At 69.2% G+C, this 18,551-nt stretch carries 18 protein-coding genes; 11 read left to right on the top strand and 7 right to left on the bottom strand.

Annotation, left to right across the window (positions count from 1 at the left end; genetic code table 11):
• From ACODRX_RS24805 to ACODRX_RS24760, 10 genes are all read left to right on the top strand, one after another.
• The coding region (locus ACODRX_RS24805) for an aspartate dehydrogenase domain-containing protein (RefSeq protein ID WP_488874221.1) at nucleotides 1-129 on the top strand (129 nt) is incomplete at its 5' end.
• Between the two features lie 118 nt (nucleotides 130-247).
• Nucleotides 248-1,723 carry an aldehyde dehydrogenase gene (locus ACODRX_RS24800; protein ID WP_488874220.1) on the top strand — a complete coding sequence of 492 codons (1,476 nt, stop codon included), beginning with the start codon at nucleotides 248-250 and terminating at the stop codon, nucleotides 1,721-1,723.
• Nucleotides 1,724-1,735: 12 nt separating this feature from the next.
• Nucleotides 1,736-2,698 (top strand): VOC family protein, encoded by a 963-nt coding sequence (locus ACODRX_RS24795; RefSeq protein WP_488874218.1) that lies wholly within the window; start codon nucleotides 1,736-1,738, stop codon nucleotides 2,696-2,698.
• Between the two features lie 21 nt (nucleotides 2,699-2,719).
• Entirely contained in the window at nucleotides 2,720-3,715 is a 996-nt protein-coding gene (locus tag ACODRX_RS24790) for a Bug family tripartite tricarboxylate transporter substrate binding protein (RefSeq protein ID WP_488874217.1), read from the top strand.
• A gap of 34 nt (nucleotides 3,716-3,749) precedes the next feature.
• Nucleotides 3,750-4,730, top strand: coding sequence for a Bug family tripartite tricarboxylate transporter substrate binding protein (locus tag ACODRX_RS24785; protein WP_488874216.1), 981 nt, complete (start codon nucleotides 3,750-3,752; stop codon nucleotides 4,728-4,730).
• Between the two features lie 188 nt (nucleotides 4,731-4,918).
• Entirely contained in the window at nucleotides 4,919-5,140 is a 222-nt protein-coding gene (locus tag ACODRX_RS24780; RefSeq protein ID WP_488874215.1) for a recombinase-like helix-turn-helix domain-containing protein, read from the top strand.
• 24 nt (nucleotides 5,141-5,164) lie between these two features.
• Nucleotides 5,165-6,190, top strand: a complete 1,026-nt coding sequence (locus tag ACODRX_RS24775) for a Rieske 2Fe-2S domain-containing protein (protein WP_488874214.1) — start codon at nucleotides 5,165-5,167, stop codon at nucleotides 6,188-6,190.
• Nucleotides 6,187-7,146, top strand: coding sequence for a PDR/VanB family oxidoreductase (locus ACODRX_RS24770; RefSeq protein ID WP_488874213.1), 960 nt, complete (start codon nucleotides 6,187-6,189; stop codon nucleotides 7,144-7,146). Before ACODRX_RS24775 ends, ACODRX_RS24770 begins: the two co-directional genes overlap by 4 nt.
• 23 nt (nucleotides 7,147-7,169) lie before the next feature.
• Nucleotides 7,170-8,225: a porin gene (locus tag ACODRX_RS24765; protein ID WP_488874212.1), complete on the top strand. Its 1,056-nt coding sequence runs from the start codon at nucleotides 7,170-7,172 to the stop codon at nucleotides 8,223-8,225.
• A gap of 107 nt (nucleotides 8,226-8,332) precedes the next feature.
• A complete protein-coding gene (locus ACODRX_RS24760) occupies nucleotides 8,333-9,601 on the top strand; it encodes an MFS transporter (protein WP_488874211.1) in 1,269 nt (422 codons plus the stop codon).
• 39 nt (nucleotides 9,602-9,640) lie between these two features.
• On the opposite strand, the gene corA is transcribed toward ACODRX_RS24760, so the two are convergent.
• The 4 genes from corA to tsaB form a co-directional block, all read right to left on the bottom strand.
• The gene (gene corA / locus ACODRX_RS24755; RefSeq protein ID WP_488874210.1) at nucleotides 9,641-10,627 is read right to left on the bottom strand and encodes a magnesium/cobalt transporter CorA; all 987 of its coding nucleotides are present in this window, start codon (nucleotides 10,625-10,627) and stop codon (nucleotides 9,641-9,643) included.
• Nucleotides 10,628-10,811: 184 nt separating this feature from the next.
• Entirely contained in the window at nucleotides 10,812-11,651 is an 840-nt protein-coding gene (locus ACODRX_RS24750; RefSeq protein ID WP_488874209.1) for a uracil-DNA glycosylase family protein, read from the bottom strand.
• Between the two features lie 4 nt (nucleotides 11,652-11,655).
• Nucleotides 11,656-12,135, bottom strand: coding sequence for a ribosomal protein S18-alanine N-acetyltransferase (rimI, locus tag ACODRX_RS24745; RefSeq protein WP_488874208.1), 480 nt, complete (start codon nucleotides 12,133-12,135; stop codon nucleotides 11,656-11,658).
• The gene (gene tsaB, locus ACODRX_RS24740) at nucleotides 12,132-12,827 is read right to left on the bottom strand and encodes a tRNA (adenosine(37)-N6)-threonylcarbamoyltransferase complex dimerization subunit type 1 TsaB (RefSeq protein ID WP_488874207.1); all 696 of its coding nucleotides are present in this window, start codon (nucleotides 12,825-12,827) and stop codon (nucleotides 12,132-12,134) included. Before tsaB ends, rimI begins: the two co-directional genes overlap by 4 nt.
• 338 nt (nucleotides 12,828-13,165) lie before the next feature.
• Here tsaB and dacB point away from each other — a divergent pair, with 338 nt between their 5' ends.
• Entirely contained in the window at nucleotides 13,166-14,560 is a 1,395-nt protein-coding gene (dacB, locus tag ACODRX_RS24735; protein WP_488874219.1) for a D-alanyl-D-alanine carboxypeptidase/D-alanyl-D-alanine endopeptidase, read from the top strand.
• A gap of 29 nt (nucleotides 14,561-14,589) precedes the next feature.
• Here dacB and ACODRX_RS24730 read toward each other — a convergent pair whose 3' ends face one another.
• From ACODRX_RS24730 to ACODRX_RS24720, 3 genes are all read right to left on the bottom strand, one after another.
• On the bottom strand, nucleotides 14,590-15,462 hold the full coding sequence (locus ACODRX_RS24730; RefSeq protein WP_488874206.1) for an OmpA family protein: 873 nt from the start codon (nucleotides 15,460-15,462) through the stop codon (nucleotides 14,590-14,592).
• Nucleotides 15,463-15,586: 124 nt separating this feature from the next.
• Nucleotides 15,587-16,003: a DUF4398 domain-containing protein gene (locus tag ACODRX_RS24725; RefSeq protein ID WP_488874205.1), complete on the bottom strand. Its 417-nt coding sequence runs from the start codon at nucleotides 16,001-16,003 to the stop codon at nucleotides 15,587-15,589.
• A gap of 202 nt (nucleotides 16,004-16,205) precedes the next feature.
• On the bottom strand, nucleotides 16,206-18,275 hold the full coding sequence (locus ACODRX_RS24720) for a molybdopterin-containing oxidoreductase family protein (protein ID WP_488874204.1): 2,070 nt from the start codon (nucleotides 18,273-18,275) through the stop codon (nucleotides 16,206-16,208).
• Nucleotides 18,276-18,551 lie beyond the last annotated feature (276 nt).

Raw genomic sequence — 18,551 nt, 5'->3', positions numbered from 1 at the left:
GGCGCGTTCGGCCGCTTCGAGCTGAGCATGCGCAACCAGCCGCTGGCAGCGAACCCCAAGACCTCGGCACTGACGGTGTTCAGCGCAGTGCGCGCGCTGCGGGGCAAGGTGGAGCCGCTGGTGATTTGATCAAAAAAAGGAGCTGCTGGCGCAATATGTAAAAGGAATTCAAATGGTTTTGTATTTGGAATCATTTATCCATAAGCGCTCATAGCTCTCTTTTCAAGAGTAAACAAAGGAATCCATGATGTCGAACCTTGAACTGCTCCCCATCAATATCGGCGGCGAATGGCGCCTGGGCGGTGGCGACGAGTCCACGACGCTCTACCCCGCCACCGGCGAAGTAGTGGGCCGCCTGCGCGCGCCCAGCCTGGCGGATGTGCAAGAGGCCATCCAGAAGGCCGACCACGCCTTCCGCACCAGCGGCTGGGCCCAGAAAAAGCCGCACGAGCGCGCGGCCGTGCTGCACCGCGTGGCCCAGCTGATCCGCGAGCGCGCCGAACCGCTGGCCCAGCTGCAGCGCCTCGATAACGGCAAGCCGATCAACGAGACCCGCGCGCTGGTGGCCAGCGCCGCCGGCACCTTCCAGTACTTCGCGGCCGCCTGCGAAACCATGGAAGAGGCAATCACGCCGGCCCGCGGCGACTTCATGACCATGAGCGTGTACGAGCCCATGGGCGTGGTCGCGGCCATCACGCCGTGGAACTCGCCCATCGCCAGCGAGGCGCAAAAGCTCGCCCCGGCGCTGGCCGCCGGCAACGCGGTGGTGGTCAAGCCGGCCGAGGCCACGCCGCTCTTGGCGCTGGAGCTGGCCAGGATCTGCGAGGAAGCGGGTGTTCCGAAGGGCATCGTCAGCGTGCTGCCGGGCCGTGGCTCGGTGATCGGCGACGCCATCACCAAGCACCCGCTGGTCAAGCGCGTGTCGTTCACCGGCGGCACCTCCACCGGCAAGCACATCGCGCGCATCGCGGCCGACAAGATGATGCCGGTCTCGCTGGAGCTGGGCGGCAAGTCGGCCACCATGGTGCTGGCCGACGCCGATATCGACCACGCGGTCAACGGCGTGCTCTACGGCATCTTCAGCTCCTCGGGCGAATCGTGCATCGCCGGCTCGCGCCTGTTCGTGGCCCGCCAGCTGTATGCCGACTTCATGGAGCGCCTGGCCGCCAAGGCCGCTGCACTGCGCGTGGGCGACCCGGCCGACGAGCGCACCCAGATGGGCCCGCTGATCACCGCCAAGCACCGCGAATCCATCGAGGGCTATGTGCAGCTCGGCCTGTCCGAGGGCGGCCAGCTGCGCACCGGCGGCCACCGTCCCGAGGGCGCGCAGTACGAGCGCGGCTACTACTACCGCCCGACCATCATCGAGGGCGTGCGAAACGACTGGCAGATCTGCCAGCAGGAGATCTTCGGCCCGGTGCTCGTGGCCATGCCCTTCGACAACGAGGACGACCTGCTCGCCCAGGCCAACGACAGCGTCTACGCGCTGGCCGCCGGCATCTGGACGCGCGACTACAAGAGCGCCTGGCGCATTGGCCGCGCGGTGCAGGCCGGCACCGTGTGGATCAACACTTACAAGCAGTTCTCCATCTCCACGCCGTTCGGCGGCTGGCGCGACAGCGGCCTGGGCCGCGAGAAGGGCCGCATGGGCATACAGCAGTACATGGAGCAGAAAAGCATGTACTGGGGCTTGAACGACCAGCCTTTGGCCTGGGCGAACTGAAAGGGAATCGACATGAGCGTACTGGGCATAGACGAAATCAGCTACGGCGCCGATGACCTGCCGGCCTGCCGCCAGTTCTTCCTCGACTGGGGCCTGAAGCTGGTGCAGGAAGAGGCCGACCGGCTGGTGTTCGAGACGCTGAACGGCTGCCGCGTGATCGTGGCCGCCACCGGCCATCCCGGGCTGCCGCCCGCGATCGAGGCCGGCCCCACGCTGCGCGAAGTGGTCTGGGGCGTGCAAAGCGAAGCCGACCTCGCGCTGTACGAAAGCCGTATCGCGCAGCTGCCGGGTTTTGTGAAGCAGGGCCGGCGCATCGGCTGCACCGACCCCAACGGCCTGGCCGTGCGCCTGCAGCTCACGCAAAAGCGCGACATCGAGGTCGAGAGCGCCGAATACAACACCTGGAGCCGCAAGGGCCGCATCAACCAGGCCAGCCCGGCCTACGAGCGCGCCACGCCCATCGAGGTGGGCCATGTGGTGTTCTTCGTCAAGGACGTGCAGGCCTGCGAACGCTTTTACGTGGACAACTTCGGCTTCGCGGCCTCGGACCGCTATCCCGAGCGCGGCGCCTTCCTGCGCACCGCGCCCGACGGCGGCCACCACGACATCTTCCTGCTGCAGCGCCCCGACAAGCATGCCGGCCTGAACCATGTGGCCTTCACCGTGCGCGACATCCACGAGGTCTTCGGCGGCGGCATGCACATCTCGCGCTGCGGCTGGGACACCCAGCTCGGCCCGGGCCGCCACCCGGTGTCGTCGGCCTACTTCTGGTACTTCAAGAACCCGGCCGGCGCGCTGGTCGAGTACTACGCCGACGAAGACCAGCTCACCGCCGACTGGCAGCCGCGCGAGTTCGAGCCCGGCCCGACCGTGTTCGCCGAATGGGCGATCGACGGCGGCCTGGACGGCAACACCCGGCGCCAGAAGGGCGTGGGCGGCGCCGACGGCAAGTTCCTCACCGACAAGCGCCACTGAGCCAAACCGGAGTCCACCGCGATGCAACGACGCATGCTCATCTCCACCTTGCTGGCGCTGGCCGCGGCTGCCGCGCTGCCCGCGGCCGCCGCAGCCCCGGCCGATGCCCGCCAGGCGCTGGCCGCGGGGCAGTTCACCATCATTGCGCCGTTCCCGCCCGGCGGGCCGATCGACATGCTGGCGCGCATGCTCTCCAACGGGCTGGCCGCGCAGTACCAGCAGGTCTCCATCGTGGACAACCGCACCGGCGCCAACGGCAACATCGGCATCGAGGCGGCCAAGCGCGCCAAGGCCGACGGCCACACCCTGCTGGTGGTGCCGCAGGGCAACCTCACGATCAACCCCACGCTGATGCCCAAGATGCTGCACTACAGCGTGGAAGGCGACTTCGTGCCCGTGGCGTCGCTCGCGCGCACCGCCAACGTGATCGCGGTGAACCCGAAGCTAGAGGCGAAAAGCATCGCCGAGCTGATCGCGCTGGCCAAGAGCAAGCCCGGCACCGTGAGCTATGCCTCGCCCGGCGTGGGCAGCAGCCTGCACCTGGCCGGCGAGCTGTTCGGCCAGCAGGCGGGCGTCGACTTTTTGCATGTGGCCTACAAGGGCACGCCCCAGGGCCTGAACGACGTGATCGGCGGCACCGTGCCGATGATCATCGGCAACCTGCCCACGCTGCTGCCGCACATCCAGTCGGGCAAGCTGCGCGCGCTGGCCGTCACCGATGCGCAGCGCACGCCCGAGCTGCCCGAGGTGCCCACGCTCGCCGAGGCCGGCGTCAAGGGCGTGGCGCTGTCGTCCTGGTACGGCGTGATGGCGCCCAAGGGCACGCCGGCGCCGGTGCTGGCGCAGCTGCAGCGCGACATCGCGCAGATCTTCAACGAACCGGCCAGCAAGGCGCAGCTGCAAAAGCAGGGCCTGGCTGTCTGGATCGTGGAAGGCCCGAAGTTCGGCGAGCTGATCCGCAAGGAGACCGCGGCCTGGGCGCCCATCATCAAGAGCCGGGGCATCGAGGCTCAATAGCCAACCACCAACCACACCCACCACAGAGCCCACCATGAAAATCACCCGCCGCCAGGTATCCGCCGCCGCCGCGCTGGCCGCCGCCTCCCTCTGGGGCAGCGCCATGGCGCAGGCCCCGGCCTATCCGAACAAGCCCATCACCATCGTCGTGGCCTATCCGGCCGGCGGCGATACCGACGCCATGGCGCGCCTGTATGCCGACAAGCTCTCGCAGCGCCTGGGCCAGCCGGTGGTGATCGAGAACCGCCCCGGCGCCAGCGGCACCATCGGCACCGCGCATGTCGCCAAGGCCGCGCCCGACGGCTACACGCTGCTGCTCGCGCCCAGCACCTTCTCGATCGCGCAGTTCGTGCTCAAGACCACCTCGGGGTCGAGCTACGACGTGCTGCGCGGCTTCACGCCCATCGTGCAGACCAGCGTGCAGCCGCTGTTCGTCGCCGCCAGCCAGGCCTCGGGCATCAAGGATCTCGCGGGCCTCGTCGCCCAGGCGCGCAAGGGCGGCCTGACCTATGCCAGCCCCGGCAGCGGCTCGCCCATGCACATCCTTGGCGAGATGTTCAACAAGGCCAGCGGCATCAAGCTCACGCATGTGCCCTACAAGGGCGTGGCGCCGGCCGTGAACGACCTGATCGGCGGCCATGTGCCCACCACCTTCATGACCTGGGGCCCGATCGCGCCCTATGCCGGCACCAAGGTCAACGTGCTGGCCGTGGCCGATGCCCAGCGCAGCCCGCTGGCGCCCAACGTGCCCACGCTGGCCGAGCTGGGCGTCAAGGACGTGGAAGTGGCCGCCTGGCAGGGCCTGTTCGGCCCCAAGGGCATGCCGGCCGAGACGGTGAAGCTGCTCAACACCCACCTCAACGAAATCCTGAAGATGCCGGAAGTGGCGACCAAGATGGCCACCTTCGGCGCCCTGCCCGCCGGCGGCGACGCGGCCCGGCTCGAGAAGACCAATGCGGCCGACTACAACCGCTTTGGCAAGCTCATCAAAGACCTCGGCATCCAAGCCGACTGAGAACATGAAACACCCCCTGAGTCGCTGCGCGCCTTCCCCCTCTCTCGCTGCGCGGGAGGGGGACCACACCGTCGCTGCGGGGCGGCCCTTGCTCGGTGTGCGCTGCTGGAGCGCGCGGCGGATGACGGGTATGGCCTTGTGACTACGAGGCACTCACGAACCACGATTACCTGAAAGGAGAACCCACCATGGCTGTAGATCGATACCTCGAACCGCACCAGGCGCGCCAGCGCGCTTCGACAGTGTTTGAAGACCTGCTGGGCGATGCCATCGAACGCGCCTTCGGCGAAGGCGTGCAGACGCTGCCCGAGCTGGTGGCCTACGTCAACCGCAGCGGCCCCGCCGGCGAGAACGGCGAGGCCTGGACCGAAGAGAGCTTCCAGGCGCTGATGGCGCGCCTGGGCCAGTAAACCCGAGCAAGACAGGAGCGCCCCATGAATGTACAAACCATCACCATCGATCCGGTGGACGGCCTGCTCAACAAGGGCCTGAAGAACCTCTGGTACGCGGTCTGCCCGTCGGACTTCGTCAAGACCCAGCCCATCTCGCTGCGCCGCTTCGGCCGCAAGATCGCGCTGTGGCGCGATGCCTCCGGCCAGGTGCATGCGCTGGAAGACCACTGCCCGCACCGCGGCGCGCCGCTGTCGCAGGGCGTGATCCTGGGCGACCGCCTGGCCTGCCCCTACCACGGCGTGGAAGTGCGCTGCGACGGCACGGTGACCAAGGTGCCTGGCAGCCCCGGCTGCAAGCTCGAAGGCTCGCGCGCCGCGCTGGACTTCCATGTGCACGAGGCGTATGGCGCCATCTTCCTCTACAACAGCGACAAGCATGTGGACGAGGCCCCCGCGTTCACGCTGCCCGAGGAGCTGACCTCGCCCGAGTACTCCAACTTCCTGTGCTATGCCGAGTGGCGCAGCGACTACCGCTACGCGCTGGACAACGTCATGGACCCCATGCACGGCACCTTCCTGCACAAGCAGTCGCACTCCATGGCCGAGGGCGACAGCAAGGCCACCTTCCAGGTGCGCGACACGGATGACGGCTTCGTCTTCGAAAAGGTCGGCCAGCGCGGCGTGAACTTCGACTGGACCGAATTCGGCGACACCGGCGTGCAATGGATGCGCCTGGAGATACCGTACCCCAAGACCGGCGGCCCCGGCGGCAACTTCGCCATCGTCTCTTGCGTCACGCCCATCAGCCCCGAGCTGTGCGCGGTGTTCTTCTGGCGCTGCCGCAAGGTGCAGGGCTGGATGCGCGACACCTGGCGCTTCCTGTACCGCAACCGCCTGGAGGCACGCCACTGGGCGGTGCTGGAGCAGGACCGCATCATGATGGAGCAGATGGAGCACGACGCCAACGAGCGCGAGAACCTCTACCAGCACGACATCGGCCTGGTGCGCCTGCGCCGCCACCTGCGCCGCCAGGCCCAGGAGCAGATCGACGAGGGCGCGGCATCATGAGCAACACCTTGCAGGCCTTCGTGCACACGCTGCGCTTCGAGGCCCAGGACACCATCAGCGTCGAGCTGCGCCCGGTTGGCGGCGGCGATTTTCCCGCCTTCAGCGCCGGCTCGCACATCGACCTGCACCTGCCCAACGGGCTGGTGCGCAGCTACTCGCTGTCCAACGACAGCAGCGAGCGCCACCGCTACGTGGTCGGCGTGCTGCGCGACCGCGCCAGCCGCGGCGGCTCGCGCTGCGTGCACGAGGCGCTGCGCGTGGGCATGCCCATCACCATCGACGCGCCGCGCAACCACTTCGCGCTCGACGAGACCGCGACGCATTCGGTGCTGGTGGCGGGCGGCATCGGCATCACGCCCATGCTGTGCATGGCGCGCCGGCTCAAGGCCCTGGGGCATTCGTTCGAGATGCTGTACTTTGCGCGCGAGCGCAAGAGCGCGGCCTTCCTGGACGAGCTGCAGGCGCTGGGCATGCCGCTGCACCTGCACTTCGACGCCGAGGCGGGCGGGCCGCCCGACCTGCGCGCGCTGCTGGCGCAGCGCGCGCCCGGCGCGGGCCTGCACCACTATGCCTGCGGCCCCACGCCCATGCTCGACGCCTTCGAGAAGTTCTGCGCCGAACTCGGCCATGCCAATGCCCACATCGAGCGCTTCACGCCGGTGGAGGTCAAGGCCGCCGACGATGCGCGCAGCAACTACACGGTGGAGCTCAGGCGCAGCGGCCGCTTCATCGAGATCACGCCGGAGAAGTCGCTGCTCGATACGCTGCTGGCCGCGGGCATAGACGTGGACCACAGCTGCTGCGAAGGCGTCTGCGGCTCGTGCGAGACACGGGTGCTCGAAGGCGTTCCCGATCACCGCGACTCGGTGCTCAGCCCCAAGGAAAAGGCGAGCAACAAGGTGATGATGGTCTGCGTATCGGGCTGCAAGAGCCCGACCCTGGTACTGGATATTTAACGACACACAACGAGAGACACACCATGAAGAAAATCATCATTGCCGCTGGCCTGGCCAGCCTGGCAGGGGCGGCTGCCGCCCAATCCAAGGTCGAGATCTTCGGCGTCATCGACACCAACGTCACGCGGCTGACCGGCTCGGGCTCGTCCAGCAAGATCGGCCTGGCCACCGGCGGCGCCAACATCAGCCGCATCGGCTTTCGCGGCACCGAGGACCTGGGCGGCGGCCTGAAGGCGGGCTTCTGGCTCGAGGCGGGGCTGGACTCGGACACCGGCGCCGGCAAGGCCGCGGGCAGCACCGGCCTGGGCTTCAACCGCCGCTCCACCGTGAGCCTGATGGGCAACTTCGGCGAAGTGCGCCTGGGCCGCGACGACTCCGCCTCGTTCCTGAGCACGCTGATCTTCGACCCCTTCCTGACCAATGGCGTCGGCGGCACCGGCGCGTTCACCATCCTGGGCATTCCCGGCACCGGTACCGCCACCGGCGGCGCGCCGATCCAGATCAGCAACGCGGTCAGCTACTTCCTGCCGCCGAACCTGGGCGGCTTCTACGGCCAGGTGCAGGCCGCGATGAGCGAGCTGCCCAGCAGCGCGCCCAACCACCGCCAGGGCGACTACCGCGGCCTGCGCCTGGGCTATCGGCAGGGCGCATTCAACGGCGCGCTGGCCACCGGCAAGCTATACGGCGACGTGTCGGACAACAACGTCACCGCCAGCAACCTCGGCCTGTCGTACGACTTTGGCGTGGCCAAGCCCATGCTGCTGTGGGCCAGCGAAAAGCGCGGCGGCCTGAAAGTGACCGTGCTGCAGCTGGGCGTGACCGCCCCGCTGGGCAGCGGCGAGCTGCGCGCCTCGCTCGGCCACTACAACACGGCCGACAGCAATGCCGACTGGAACAAGATCGCGGTGGGCTATGGCTACAACTTCTCCAAGCGCACCCAGGTCTACGGCACGCTCGCCTACCTGAAGAACAAGGACGGCAGCAGCCGCGCCATCGGCGTGCAGGGCCTGAGCGCCACCGGCTCGAGCCTGGGCGGCAAGTCCACCGGCATGGAGCTGGGCATCCGCCACTTCTTCTGATGCCGCGGCTTGCGCGGGCTTGAGCGCAAGCCCGGCCCGCGCAAGCGCCATGAAGCGCCACTAAGCGCCCTTTCCCACCCCAACCCTCTTCCCGCCTGGACCGCACCATGAACGACTCCCGCTCGCTGCGCTGGTGGGGCGTGATCACGCTGTTCGTGATCGTCGCCATCTCCTATGTGGACCGGATCAATATCTCGGTCCTGATCACCGACCGCGACTTCCTGTCGCACATCGGCCTTACCGCGGACGACCGCACGCGCCAGGGCCTGCTGGCCACCGCCTTCATGGTGGGCTACGGCGTATCGTCCTTCGTGCTCACGCCATTTTGCGCCGCGCTGTTCGGCGTGCGCCGCAGCCTCATCGGCGGGTTGCTGCTGTGGGGCGTGGTCACCTTCCTGTCGCCGGCGATGGACAGCTACGGCCTGCTGCTGGCATCGCGCATCTTGCTGGGCGTGTCCGAGGGGCCGCTGTTCTCGCTCGCGGGCAGCTACATCAAGGCGCACTTCGAGAGCCGCGAGAACGGCAAGCCCAATTCGCTGGTCAACATGGGCACGGGCCTGGGGCTGGCGGTGGGCTACCCGCTGGTCGGCTACCTGGTGGCCGGCCACGACTGGGAGACCTCGTTCCATGTGCTGGGCCTGATCAACGTGCTGCTCGGCGTTCCGCTGGTATGGGCCTTCGTGCGCATGCCCAAGGTGGAGACCGGCCTGCCCAAGCCGCATTCGCTGGGCCAGGCCGTGGGCCAGGTGGGCCAGATCGTGCGTGGCGCGATGCACACGCGCTACCTGTGGCTGATCACCATCCTGACCGCGGCCTTCCTGTCGTACCTGTGGGGCAGCAGCAACTGGCTGCCGGCCTACCTGCAGCAGTCGCGCGGCTTCTCGATGCGCGAGATGGGCTGGCTGGCCTCGCTGCCGCAGTACGCCAGCGTGGCGGCGGTGTTCGTGGGCGGCATGATCATCGACCGCGTCGCGCGCCGCCAGGTGCCGCTGATCTTCGTCTTCGGCAGCGTGGGCGTGGCACTGGCCGTGTGGCTGGCCATTGAGGTGCAGGACCGCTACGCCTCGGCCTACTGCCTGATCGCGGCCAACTTCTGCTGGGGGCTGATGAGCCCGGCGATTCCGAGCACCGTGCAGTACTGCGCCCGGCCCGAGCATGTGGCCAGCGCCTACGGCGTGGTCAACGGCGCGGGCAGCCTGGTGGCGGGCTTCATGCCGGCCATCATGGGCGCGGTGATCGGCGCGCTGTCGGCCCGCGGCGGCGTGGGCGCGGGCTTCTTCGCCGGCTTCGCGGCGCTGATCGGCACCCAGGCGGTGGTGATGCTGTGCGGCGTGATCCTGTGGGTGCGCGAGCGCGGCGCGGTACCGCAATCCTGAAAAAGGAGCGCCTGGCGCTTTCTGTATGTATGCGGCTAGCTACTTCAGCCAGCCGCGCTTCCTGAAGTACAGCATCGGCCCGACGGCGCTGGCGATCATCAGCAGCACCACGTAGACATAGCCGAACTCCCACTCCAGCTCGGGCATGACCTTGAAGTTCATGCCGTAGACGCTGGCGATCAGCGTGGGCGGCAGCAGCGCCACGCTGGCCACCGAGAAGATCTTGATGATCTTGTTCTGGTTGATGTTGATGAAGCCGACGGTGGCATCCATCAGGAAGTTGATCTTGTCGAACAGGAAGGCGGTGTGGTTGTCCAGCGACTCGATGTCGCGCAGGATCTGGCGCGCGTCCTCGAACTGCTCGGCGTTGAGCATCTTGCTGCGCATCATGAAGCTGACCGCGCGGCGCGTGTCCATCACGTTGCGGCGGATGCGGCCGTTCAGGTCTTCCTGGCGCGCGATGGCGCCCAGCGCCTCGCTGGCGAGGGCGTCGGTCACGTCGCCCGACAGCACCAGCTTGCTGGCTTTCTCCAGGTCGTCGTAGATGCCTTCGAGCGAGTCGGCCGAGTATTCGGCGTCGGCGTCGAAGAGCTTGAGCAGCACGTCCTTGCTGTCCTCGATCAGCCCGGGCATGCGGCGCGCGCGCAGGCGCAGCAGGCGGAACACCGGCACGTCCTCGTCGTGGATGGAGAACAGCACGCCGTGGCTCTTCAAGTCGCGGTTGTTCAGGTTCAGGATGAAGGCCACGCGCACCGAGCGCGGGTGCTCGTCGTCGTCGATCAGGAAGTCGCTGCGCACATGCAGGTCGCCGTTGTCCTCTTCGTAGAAGCGGGCGGATTCCTCGATGTCCTGGTCCATCGCGTCGTCGGGGATGGACAGGCCGTAGTGCTGCTTGATCCAGCGCTTTTCGTCGGCGCTGGGCGACTCCAGGTCGACCCAGATCGGGTGGAACTGCGCCAGTTCCTGCAGGGACTCGATCTCTTCCTGCACCAGGCGGCCGTTGGCCAGTGTGAAGATGTTGAGCATGGGCTCACTTCCTAGTTGTTGTTTGCTCGCGGGGATAGGGGGGTGCTTTCAACCCTCGCGCAACAGCATGGCCGGCCCGGGTTGAAAGCTACCGACTCGGGTAGGGTTCCAACGGTCTTCTCCAGAAAAAGGACTGCCCGCGATTATGGCATTGACCCATGTCAACGCAGTGATAACCCTAGGGTTATTTCTGGTTACGCACGGCCGCCAGCGCCAGGCAGGCGTCGGCCCAGGCGTCGGCCTTGGCGCGGGGCGTGCGCAGCAGGTAGGCCGGGTCGTGGCTGACCACGGCCGCCACGCCGGCCTGCAGCCGGTGCACGCGGCCGCGCAGCTGGCCCAGCGGCTCGCTGCTTTGCAGCAGGTGGCGCGCGGCGGGCAGGCCCATCAGCAGCACCATGCCGGGCTGCAGCTCGCGCGCCAGCTCGGCCAGGGTGGTGGCGTTGTCGGGCGGGAAGGCGTCGCCCTGGCCGTGGGCGCGCAGCAGCGGCACCCACCACAGCCGGGGATGGCGCGCCAGGCCCATGGCGCGCAACAGGTTGCGCAGCAGCTCGCCGCGCGGGCTGGCCAGCGCCGCAGCCGGCGGCAGCTCGGCCACCACCAGCCAGCCGGGGCTGGCATCCGGATTGGTATCTGGATTGGCACTGGCCGGCGCAGCATCGAACAGCGCCACCGGCGCGCCCAGCGCAAAGGCCGGCGGCGCCAGGCTGGTGGGCAGCTCGGTGCTCGCGGCGGTGGCTGGCGCCGGCACGGGCGCGGGTGCCGGCCGCTCGGGCACGGCGGCAGGCACCGGGGCGATTGCGGCAGGTACGGCGGCAGGCGCGGCGGCGGGTGTTGCCATGGGGGCCGCTGCGGGCATTCCCATGGGCGGCGCGGCCTTGGCGACGATGGCGGCCGCTTCGCTGGCCGCCGGGATGGCCGCCGCCTCGGCGCCGGCCGCTTGGGGCGCAGCCGGCTGCGGCCACCACTGGGTGTAGCCCATTTCCTGCAGCATGGCGCGTTGGCGCGCGTCCAGATTCAAAGTCATTTCGTTAATTGGCCAGCAAGTAGCGCATCACCACCGCATCCTCGCGTTCCAGATGCGAGACCGGATAGTAGCGCTTTCGCAGGCCCACGCGCTCGAAGCCGAAGCGCTCGTACACCTGCTGGGCGCGCGCATTGCTCTGGCGCACCTCCAGCCACAGCTGCTGGGCATCGCGGCTGGTGCACCAGGCGCGCAGTTGCTGCAGCAGCACCCTGGCCCAGCCCTGGTGCTGGAAGGCGGGGTTGACGGTGATGTTGAGCAGGTGCACTTCCTGCACCCCCTCCATCGCCACGAAGTAGCCCACCAGCTGCGTGTCGGCCCACAGCAACTCGATCGCGTAGCCCATGGCCATGGAGTCGATGAAATTGCCGCGCGTCCACGGGTGGGTGTAGCACTGCTGCTCCACGGCCAGCAGCGCGTCCAGGTCGGCGATGCGCAGTGCCGACCAGCGCAGCCGTGGCTCGGTGGCGGTGGCGCGCGCCGTCATGCCTGGGCCGCCTTCAGCGCTTCGCGCTCGGCCGTGGTCTGGGCCACCTTGTTGCGCACGTAGAGCGGCAGCGCCTGCTCCGCCAGCACGGCCAGGCCCTGGGCCAGCAGCGCGGGGGCCAGGCGCAGCAGCGCCTGCGCGGTGGGCAGCGCCGCCACATGGGGGGCGCCGGGCGCCAGGCGCTCGCCGTAGGCGGCGCGGGCATTGCCGGCCACGGCAAAGCCGGCGGGCACGGTCACGGCCTCGGGCGGCGTCACCGTCATCTCGGCCAAGGCCTGCCAGGCGCCGCCGCGGTATTCATACGGGGCGCTGTAGACCTCGTCCATGCGCGCGTCGAGCGCGGCTACCAGCTGCGTCAGCCCATGCTCGGCTCGGGCCTGCTCGGCCACGGCCAGCAGCGTGTCCACCGGCAGCACCGGCACGCCCAGGCCCTGCCGCGCGGCGAAGGCCAGGCCCTGGGCCACCGCGCAGGCGGTGCGCAGCCCGGTGAACGAGCCCGGCCCGCGGCCGAAGACGATGGCGTCCAGCGCATCGAAGCCGAGCCCGGCCTCGGCCATCAGCGCCTGGATGCCGGGCAGCAGGTGCAGCGATGCCTGCGCGCCGCCCGCGCCGCTGTGCTGCCAAGCCTGGGCGCCACGGGCCACGGCGATGGACAGGGTATCGGTGCTGGTATCGATGGCGAGCAGGTTCATGGGGCGGCGGCCAAGCGCAAAAAGTGAGCGGTTTGCGCTTGTCTACAAAGGTTTTTAAAAGGTTTTATATGGCAAAGTGGCACAATGCCATCGCCAGCAGCTATTGTTTTTGCTGCCATGGCCGGGATGCGCGATCCCGGGCAGGCGCTGATTATCCGCCCCAATGGGCGCTTGCACTTTTCACCATGAAGATACCCATGCACCTTCTTGCCCGCCTGCGCTGGGCCTGGCCCGCGGCGGTGGCGCTGCTCCAGGTGGCCTGTGCGCAAACCCCTGCCCCTGTGTCTGCGCCGCCCCGCTTGGCCCCGGCCGCTGCGGCCGCACCTGCACCCGCGCCCATGGCCGCAGCGCCGGCTGCCGCGCTGCCGGCCGGCCGGCTGCCACCCGAGGTCGAGGCCGCGCTGGCGCGCGCCCAGGTACCGCTCGATGCGGTCTCCGTGGTGGTCATGGATGCCGGCGGCCGGCAAAGGCCGCTGGTGGATTTCCATGGCGAGGTGCAGCGCAACCCGGCCTCGGTGATGAAGCTGGTCACCAGCTTTGCCGCGCTGGAGCTGCTGGGCCCGGCCTACACCTGGGACACGCCGGTGTTCGCCGACGGCGCGCTGCAGGGCGGCGTGCTGCAGGGCAATCTCTACCTGCAGGGCGTGGGCGATCCCAAGCTGGTGATGGAGCGGCTGTGGCTGCTGCTGCGCCAGCTGCGCGCGCGCGGCATCGACTCCATTGCCGGCGACATCGTGCTCGACCGCTCGGCCTTCGCGCTGCCGCCCATCGATCCGGCCCGTTTCGACAACGAGCCCTACCGCCCCTACAACGCCGTGCCCGACGCGCTGCTGCTGAACTACAAGTCGCTCACGCTCACGCTGGTGCCCGATGCTGGCGCCGGCGTGGCCCGGGTGCTGGCCGAGCCGGCGCTGGCGGGGCTGCAGATTCCCGCCACGGTGCCGCTGGCCCGGGGCAAGGCCTCCAGCTCGTCTTCGGCCGCCTGCGGCGACTGGCGCGCCGCGCTCAAGCCCGATTTCAGCGACCCGGCCCGGCTGCGCCTGGCCGGCAGCTATGCGCCGGCCTGCGGCGAAAAGAGCTGGTCACTGGCGCCGGCGCCGGCCGAGCTGTTTGCGCCGCGCATGCTCGAAGGCATGTGGCGTGAGCTGGGCGGGCGGCTGGGCGGCGCGGTGCGCAGCGGCGGCGTGCCGCCGGGGCTGGCGCCGCTCACCACCATCAGCTCGCCCAGCCTGGCCGAGGTGGTGCGCGACATCAACAAGTACAGCAACAACGTGATGGCGCAGCAGGTCTTTCTCACGCTGGCGCGCCAGCGCGCCGGCGTGGGCAGCTTCGAGGGCGGGCGCCAGGCGGTGGCCGAGTGGTGGAGCCGGCGCCTGCCGGGCGTGGCGCAGCCGGTGATCGACAACGGCGCGGGCCTGAGCCGCGATGCCCGCATCAGCGCCGACGCGCTGGCGCGCATGCTGGCGCTGGCCTGGAATTCGCCGGTGATGCCCGAGCTGATGGCGGCCCTGCCCATCGTGGGCGTGGACGGCACGCTCAAGCACAGCAAGAGCGCGCATGCCGGTGGCGCGCATCTGAAGACCGGCACGCTGCGCGATGCCACCGCGATCGCCGGCTATGTGGATGCGGCGGGCGGCCGCCGCCTGGTGGTGGCCGCGATCGCCAACGACGAACGGGCGGTGGCCGCGCGCGCGGCCTGGGATGCGCTGGTGGACTGGGCCGCGGCGCAGTAGCGGCCCGGCCGCCCCGGCCCAGCGGGCGATCAGCGCGAGCGCAGGTTGCCCTGGTCGTCGGCGATCACCACTTCGACCCGGCGGTTCAGCGCCCGGCCTTCGGCGGTGGCATTGCTGGCCACCGGATAGTCCTTGCCATAGCCGCGCGCGCTGATGCGCGACGGCTCCACGCCGCGCATCACCAGGGCTTGCTGCACCGCCTGGGCGCGGCGCTCGGACAGCGCCAGGTTGCTGGCGCTGGAGCCCACCGAGTCGGTGTGGCCCTCGATCAGCAGCTTGCGGTCGGGGTACTGCTTGAGGAAGTCGGCCAGCTGGTCCAGGCGCGAGCCGGCGGTGGGCAGCAGCTCGGCCTTGCCGAACTCGAACAGCACGTCGCCCAGCGTCACCAGCAGGCCGCGCTCGGTCTGCTGAGCCTGCAGTTCCTTGAGGCGCGCTTCGAGCGCGCTGGCGCGGGCATTCGCCTGGGCCGCCTGGTTCTGGGCGGCGCGGGCTTCGCCGCGCGCGGCCTCGGCCTCGCGGGTGCGGGCGTCCAGGCGCAGGCGGTCGGCCTGGGCGCGGGCGTCCTTGGTTCTGTCGTCGGCGTCGCGGGCGCGGGTCAGGGCCTCGGCGGTCTCGGCGCGCTTGCGGGCGATGTAGGCCAGGTTCAGCGCCTCGGCCTGGTCGCCGTCGTCATTCCACACCCGGTCGGCGCGGGCCAGGGTGTCGGTGGCGCTCTTGAGCTCCAGCGGCGCGCGGCGGGCCACCTCGGGTTTGGCGGCGGTGCGGTTCACTTCGGCGCGGGCGCTCTCCAGCTCGCTGAGCGGGCCGCGCGTGCCGCAGGCGCTCAGTGCCAGGGCGGCGCCCAGCACGAGCACGCTTGCCATGGTGAGCCGGGCGGGATGGTGGTTGGTGATTGCGGTCATTCTGGTGAAACTCCGTGAAGGCTTGCACGCGTCGGGAACGCGCCGGGTGGCAGCTCCGGGGCCCGTCGCGCGCATGCGGTGTCTGGATAGGGCCGTGTTCGCCGCGAGGCGGCCATGGCCTCGATTACTTCGGCGGCGGCGGTGGTGCGCGGCGCTGCAGCTCTTCGTTCAGGGCGCGCATGGAATCCTGCAGTTCGCGCAATGCGCGTTCGCTGTGCGCCTCCTGCGACTTGGCTTCGGCCAGCTTGGCATCGGCCTGGGCCTGCTCGGCCAGGCGGCGGGCCTCGTCATAGTCCTTGCTGGCCATGGCGCGCTCGGCGCGGGCGAGCTTGTCGCGCGCCGACTGCAGCTCGGCCGGCGCTGCGGCGGCGGTGCCGGGCGCGGTGGTGACCTGGTCGACCGTGCTCTTGGCCACGGCCATCTGCTCGCGCGGCGCAGGCGTGCTGGAGCAGGCGGCCAGGGCCAGCGTCGCGGCCAGCGCGGCCCACAAGGCAGGCCGCGCGGCGCTGGCACGAAGGGTGGGTGGGTGCATGGATTGCATGAGCCTCTTCCTTTCTTCTTGTCTCTGTGAGAGCGAAAGCGATGGGCCATGCCAGGACGGCATGTGCCTGTAGCCATTCTTGGCAGAGGCAGGGCGAAGCCATGTCGGCTTCACAGGGGCATTGCTGTGGGGAGCGGTCGGGTGCGCTTGTAGGAAAGCCGGCTGCCCCGGGGGGGCAGCCGGAGCGCTGAAGGCGGGCTGCTCAGGCCGCCGCCCGCTCCACCTGCACCGCGCAGTCGTAGAAGGTGGGCGCGCGGCCCAGGTCGGTCAGGCGCTGGTTGGTGAGCTGGTTGACATTGGTGCCGTCCAGCCCATCCTTGCGCCACCAGATGCCCAGGCCCACCACCACGCCGCGGCGCGCGCGGCCGTTGAGGCTGGCGTGGCACAGGTGCTCGCCCCGGCCGTTGAACACGCGCACCGCGTCGCCGTCGGCGATCTGGCGCGGGGCCGCATCGTCGGGGTGGATCTCCAGCCGCGGGCGCTCCTCGGCATTGCGCAGGCTCTTGAGGTTGACGAAGGTGGAGTTGAGAAAGTTGCGCGCCGGCGGCGAGATCATCGCCAGCGGGTAGGGCCCTGCCGGGTCGGGCTGCTCGTAGTTGGGCAGGTAGTCGGGCAGCGGATCGAGCCCGCGCTGCGCCAGGCGCTCGCTGAGCAGCTCGCAGCGCCCCGACGGCGTGGGAAAGCCGCCATCGGCAAACGGCGCCTCGGGCCGCTGGAGCGTGGCGAAGCCGCGCGCCAGCAGCGCGTCGAAATCCACCTGTCCAGGGTCCAGTGCCTGGCGGCACAGGGCCAGGTCGTCGTCCTGGAAATGCGCCGCGCCAAAGGCCGCGTCGTGCCGGGCCAGCTGCGCCGCCAGGCCGCGGAAGATCTGCGCATTGCTGCGCGCCTGGCCCTGGGGCGCGATCGCCGGGCGGTTGAGCAGCACGTCGGTGTGGCCGTAGCTGCCGTGGATGTCCCAGTGTTCGAGCTGCGTGGTGGCGGGCAGCACGTAGTCGGCATGGTCGGCGGTGTCGGTCATGAAGTGTTCGAGCACCACGGTGAACAAGTCCTCGCGCGCAAAGCCCTGCACCACCTTGGCGGACTCGGGCGCCACCGCCACCGGATTGCTGTTGTAGACGAGCAAGGCCTCGATCCTCGGGCCGAAGTCTGCGCCGCCCGGGTGCAGCAGCGCATCGCCGATCTGCACCATGTTGATGGTGCGCGGCCGGCGCGCGCCCAGCAGCTGGGGCATCTGCAGCTGGGCGCGCTGCGCCGGCAGCTCGCCCGAGCTGGACAGCAGCATGCCGCCCGCGCGGTGGCGCCAGGCGCCCACCAGCGCCGGCAGGCAGGCCACCGCGCGCACCGCGTTGCCGCCGCCGCGGGCGCGCTGCATGCCGTAGTTCAGGCGGATGGCCGTCGGCCGGGTGCAGCCATAGTCCTGCGCCAGCCGGCGGATCTGCTCCACCGGCAGGCCGCAGACCTGGGCCGCGCGCTCGGGCGGCCACTGCAGCGCGCGCTCGCGCAGCTGCTCCCAGCCCAGCGTGTGGCGCGCCAGGTAGTCGTGGTCGAGCCAGTCGTGCACGATCAGCTCGTGCATCAGCGCCAGCGCCAGCGCCGCGTCGGTGCCGGGCAGCAGCTGCAGGTGTTCGTGGCATTTGTCGGCGGTCTCGGACTTGCGCGGGTCTATGCACACCAGCCGGGCGCCGTTGCGCTTGGCCTCTTGCGCATAGCGCCAGAAATGCAGGTTGCTGCCTATGCTGTTGCTGCCCCAGATGAGGATGAGCCGGCTTTCGGCGAAGTGCTCGACCCGCATGCCGACCTTGCCGCCGTAGGTATGCATCAGCGCCTCGGCCCCGGCGCTGGCGCAGATGGTGCGGTCCAGCAGCGAGGCGCCCAGCTGGTGGAAGACGCGCGCCGCCATGCTCTCGCCCTGCACCAGGCCCATGGTGCCGGCATAGCTGTAGGGCAGGATGGCTTCGGGATCGCGCTGTGCGATCGCGTGCAGGCGCGCGGCGATGTCGGCCAGCGCCTCGTCCCACGGCACCGGCACGAACTGGCCGCCGCCGGGCCGGCCCTTGGGGCCGATGCGCTTCAGGGGTTGCAGCACGCGCTCGGGGTGGTAGCTGCGCTCGGTGTACTTGCTGACCTTGGCGCACAGCACGCCGCCGGTGTGCGGGTGGCCGGGGTTGCCGCTCACCTTGGTGGCCACGCCGTCCACCACGGTGGTGACGAGCGAGCAGGTGTCGGGGCAGTCGTGCGGGCAGGCGCCGAGCGTGGTGGTAGTCGTGGGCATGGCAGAAGAGATCCGATAGGCGGTAGCGTGCGCAGGAATGGCTTGCGCCGAGCCCATTGTAGGAAAGCCATGGGCATGACTTTCTCGGCAAGGCAGTACTCGATTTTTTTGTTTAAAAATGAAAATAAGGTATGGCTATTGGTTTTATTTGTTCAATTGCCAAAATACAATAACAATATGTTCAATAAAATATTAAACCAATAGTGCATTATCATGCTATACTCAAGCCTCAAGCCTCAAGCCTCAAGCCTCAAGCCTCAAGCCTCAAGCCTCAAG

The organism is Comamonas sp. FG99, from assembly GCF_057808605.1.
This window is presented reverse-complemented; position numbering and strand designations above follow the sequence as displayed.

Coding starts and splice junctions, on each gene's coding strand:
- ACODRX_RS24725 (WP_488874205.1), bottom strand. CDS start 16,003: ATGCAATCCATGCACCCACCCACCCTTCGTGCCAGCGCCGCGCGGCCT.
- corA (WP_488874210.1), bottom strand. CDS start 10,627: ATGCTCAACATCTTCACACTGGCCAACGGCCGCCTGGTGCAGGAAGAG.
- ACODRX_RS24750 (WP_488874209.1), bottom strand. CDS start 11,651: ATGACTTTGAATCTGGACGCGCGCCAACGCGCCATGCTGCAGGAAATG.
- ACODRX_RS24720 (WP_488874204.1), bottom strand. CDS start 18,275: ATGCCCACGACTACCACCACGCTCGGCGCCTGCCCGCACGACTGCCCC.
- ACODRX_RS24795 (WP_488874218.1), top strand. CDS start 1,736: ATGAGCGTACTGGGCATAGACGAAATCAGCTACGGCGCCGATGACCTG.
- ACODRX_RS24770 (WP_488874213.1), top strand. CDS start 6,187: ATGAGCAACACCTTGCAGGCCTTCGTGCACACGCTGCGCTTCGAGGCC.
- ACODRX_RS24785 (WP_488874216.1), top strand. CDS start 3,750: ATGAAAATCACCCGCCGCCAGGTATCCGCCGCCGCCGCGCTGGCCGCC.
- ACODRX_RS24765 (WP_488874212.1), top strand. CDS start 7,170: ATGAAGAAAATCATCATTGCCGCTGGCCTGGCCAGCCTGGCAGGGGCG.
- ACODRX_RS24730 (WP_488874206.1), bottom strand. CDS start 15,462: ATGACCGCAATCACCAACCACCATCCCGCCCGGCTCACCATGGCAAGC.
- ACODRX_RS24775 (WP_488874214.1), top strand. CDS start 5,165: ATGAATGTACAAACCATCACCATCGATCCGGTGGACGGCCTGCTCAAC.
- dacB (WP_488874219.1), top strand. CDS start 13,166: ATGGCCGCAGCGCCGGCTGCCGCGCTGCCGGCCGGCCGGCTGCCACCC.
- rimI (WP_488874208.1), bottom strand. CDS start 12,135: ATGACGGCGCGCGCCACCGCCACCGAGCCACGGCTGCGCTGGTCGGCA.
- ACODRX_RS24780 (WP_488874215.1), top strand. CDS start 4,919: ATGGCTGTAGATCGATACCTCGAACCGCACCAGGCGCGCCAGCGCGCT.
- ACODRX_RS24800 (WP_488874220.1), top strand. CDS start 248: ATGTCGAACCTTGAACTGCTCCCCATCAATATCGGCGGCGAATGGCGC.
- ACODRX_RS24790 (WP_488874217.1), top strand. CDS start 2,720: ATGCAACGACGCATGCTCATCTCCACCTTGCTGGCGCTGGCCGCGGCT.
- tsaB (WP_488874207.1), bottom strand. CDS start 12,827: ATGAACCTGCTCGCCATCGATACCAGCACCGATACCCTGTCCATCGCC.
- ACODRX_RS24760 (WP_488874211.1), top strand. CDS start 8,333: ATGAACGACTCCCGCTCGCTGCGCTGGTGGGGCGTGATCACGCTGTTC.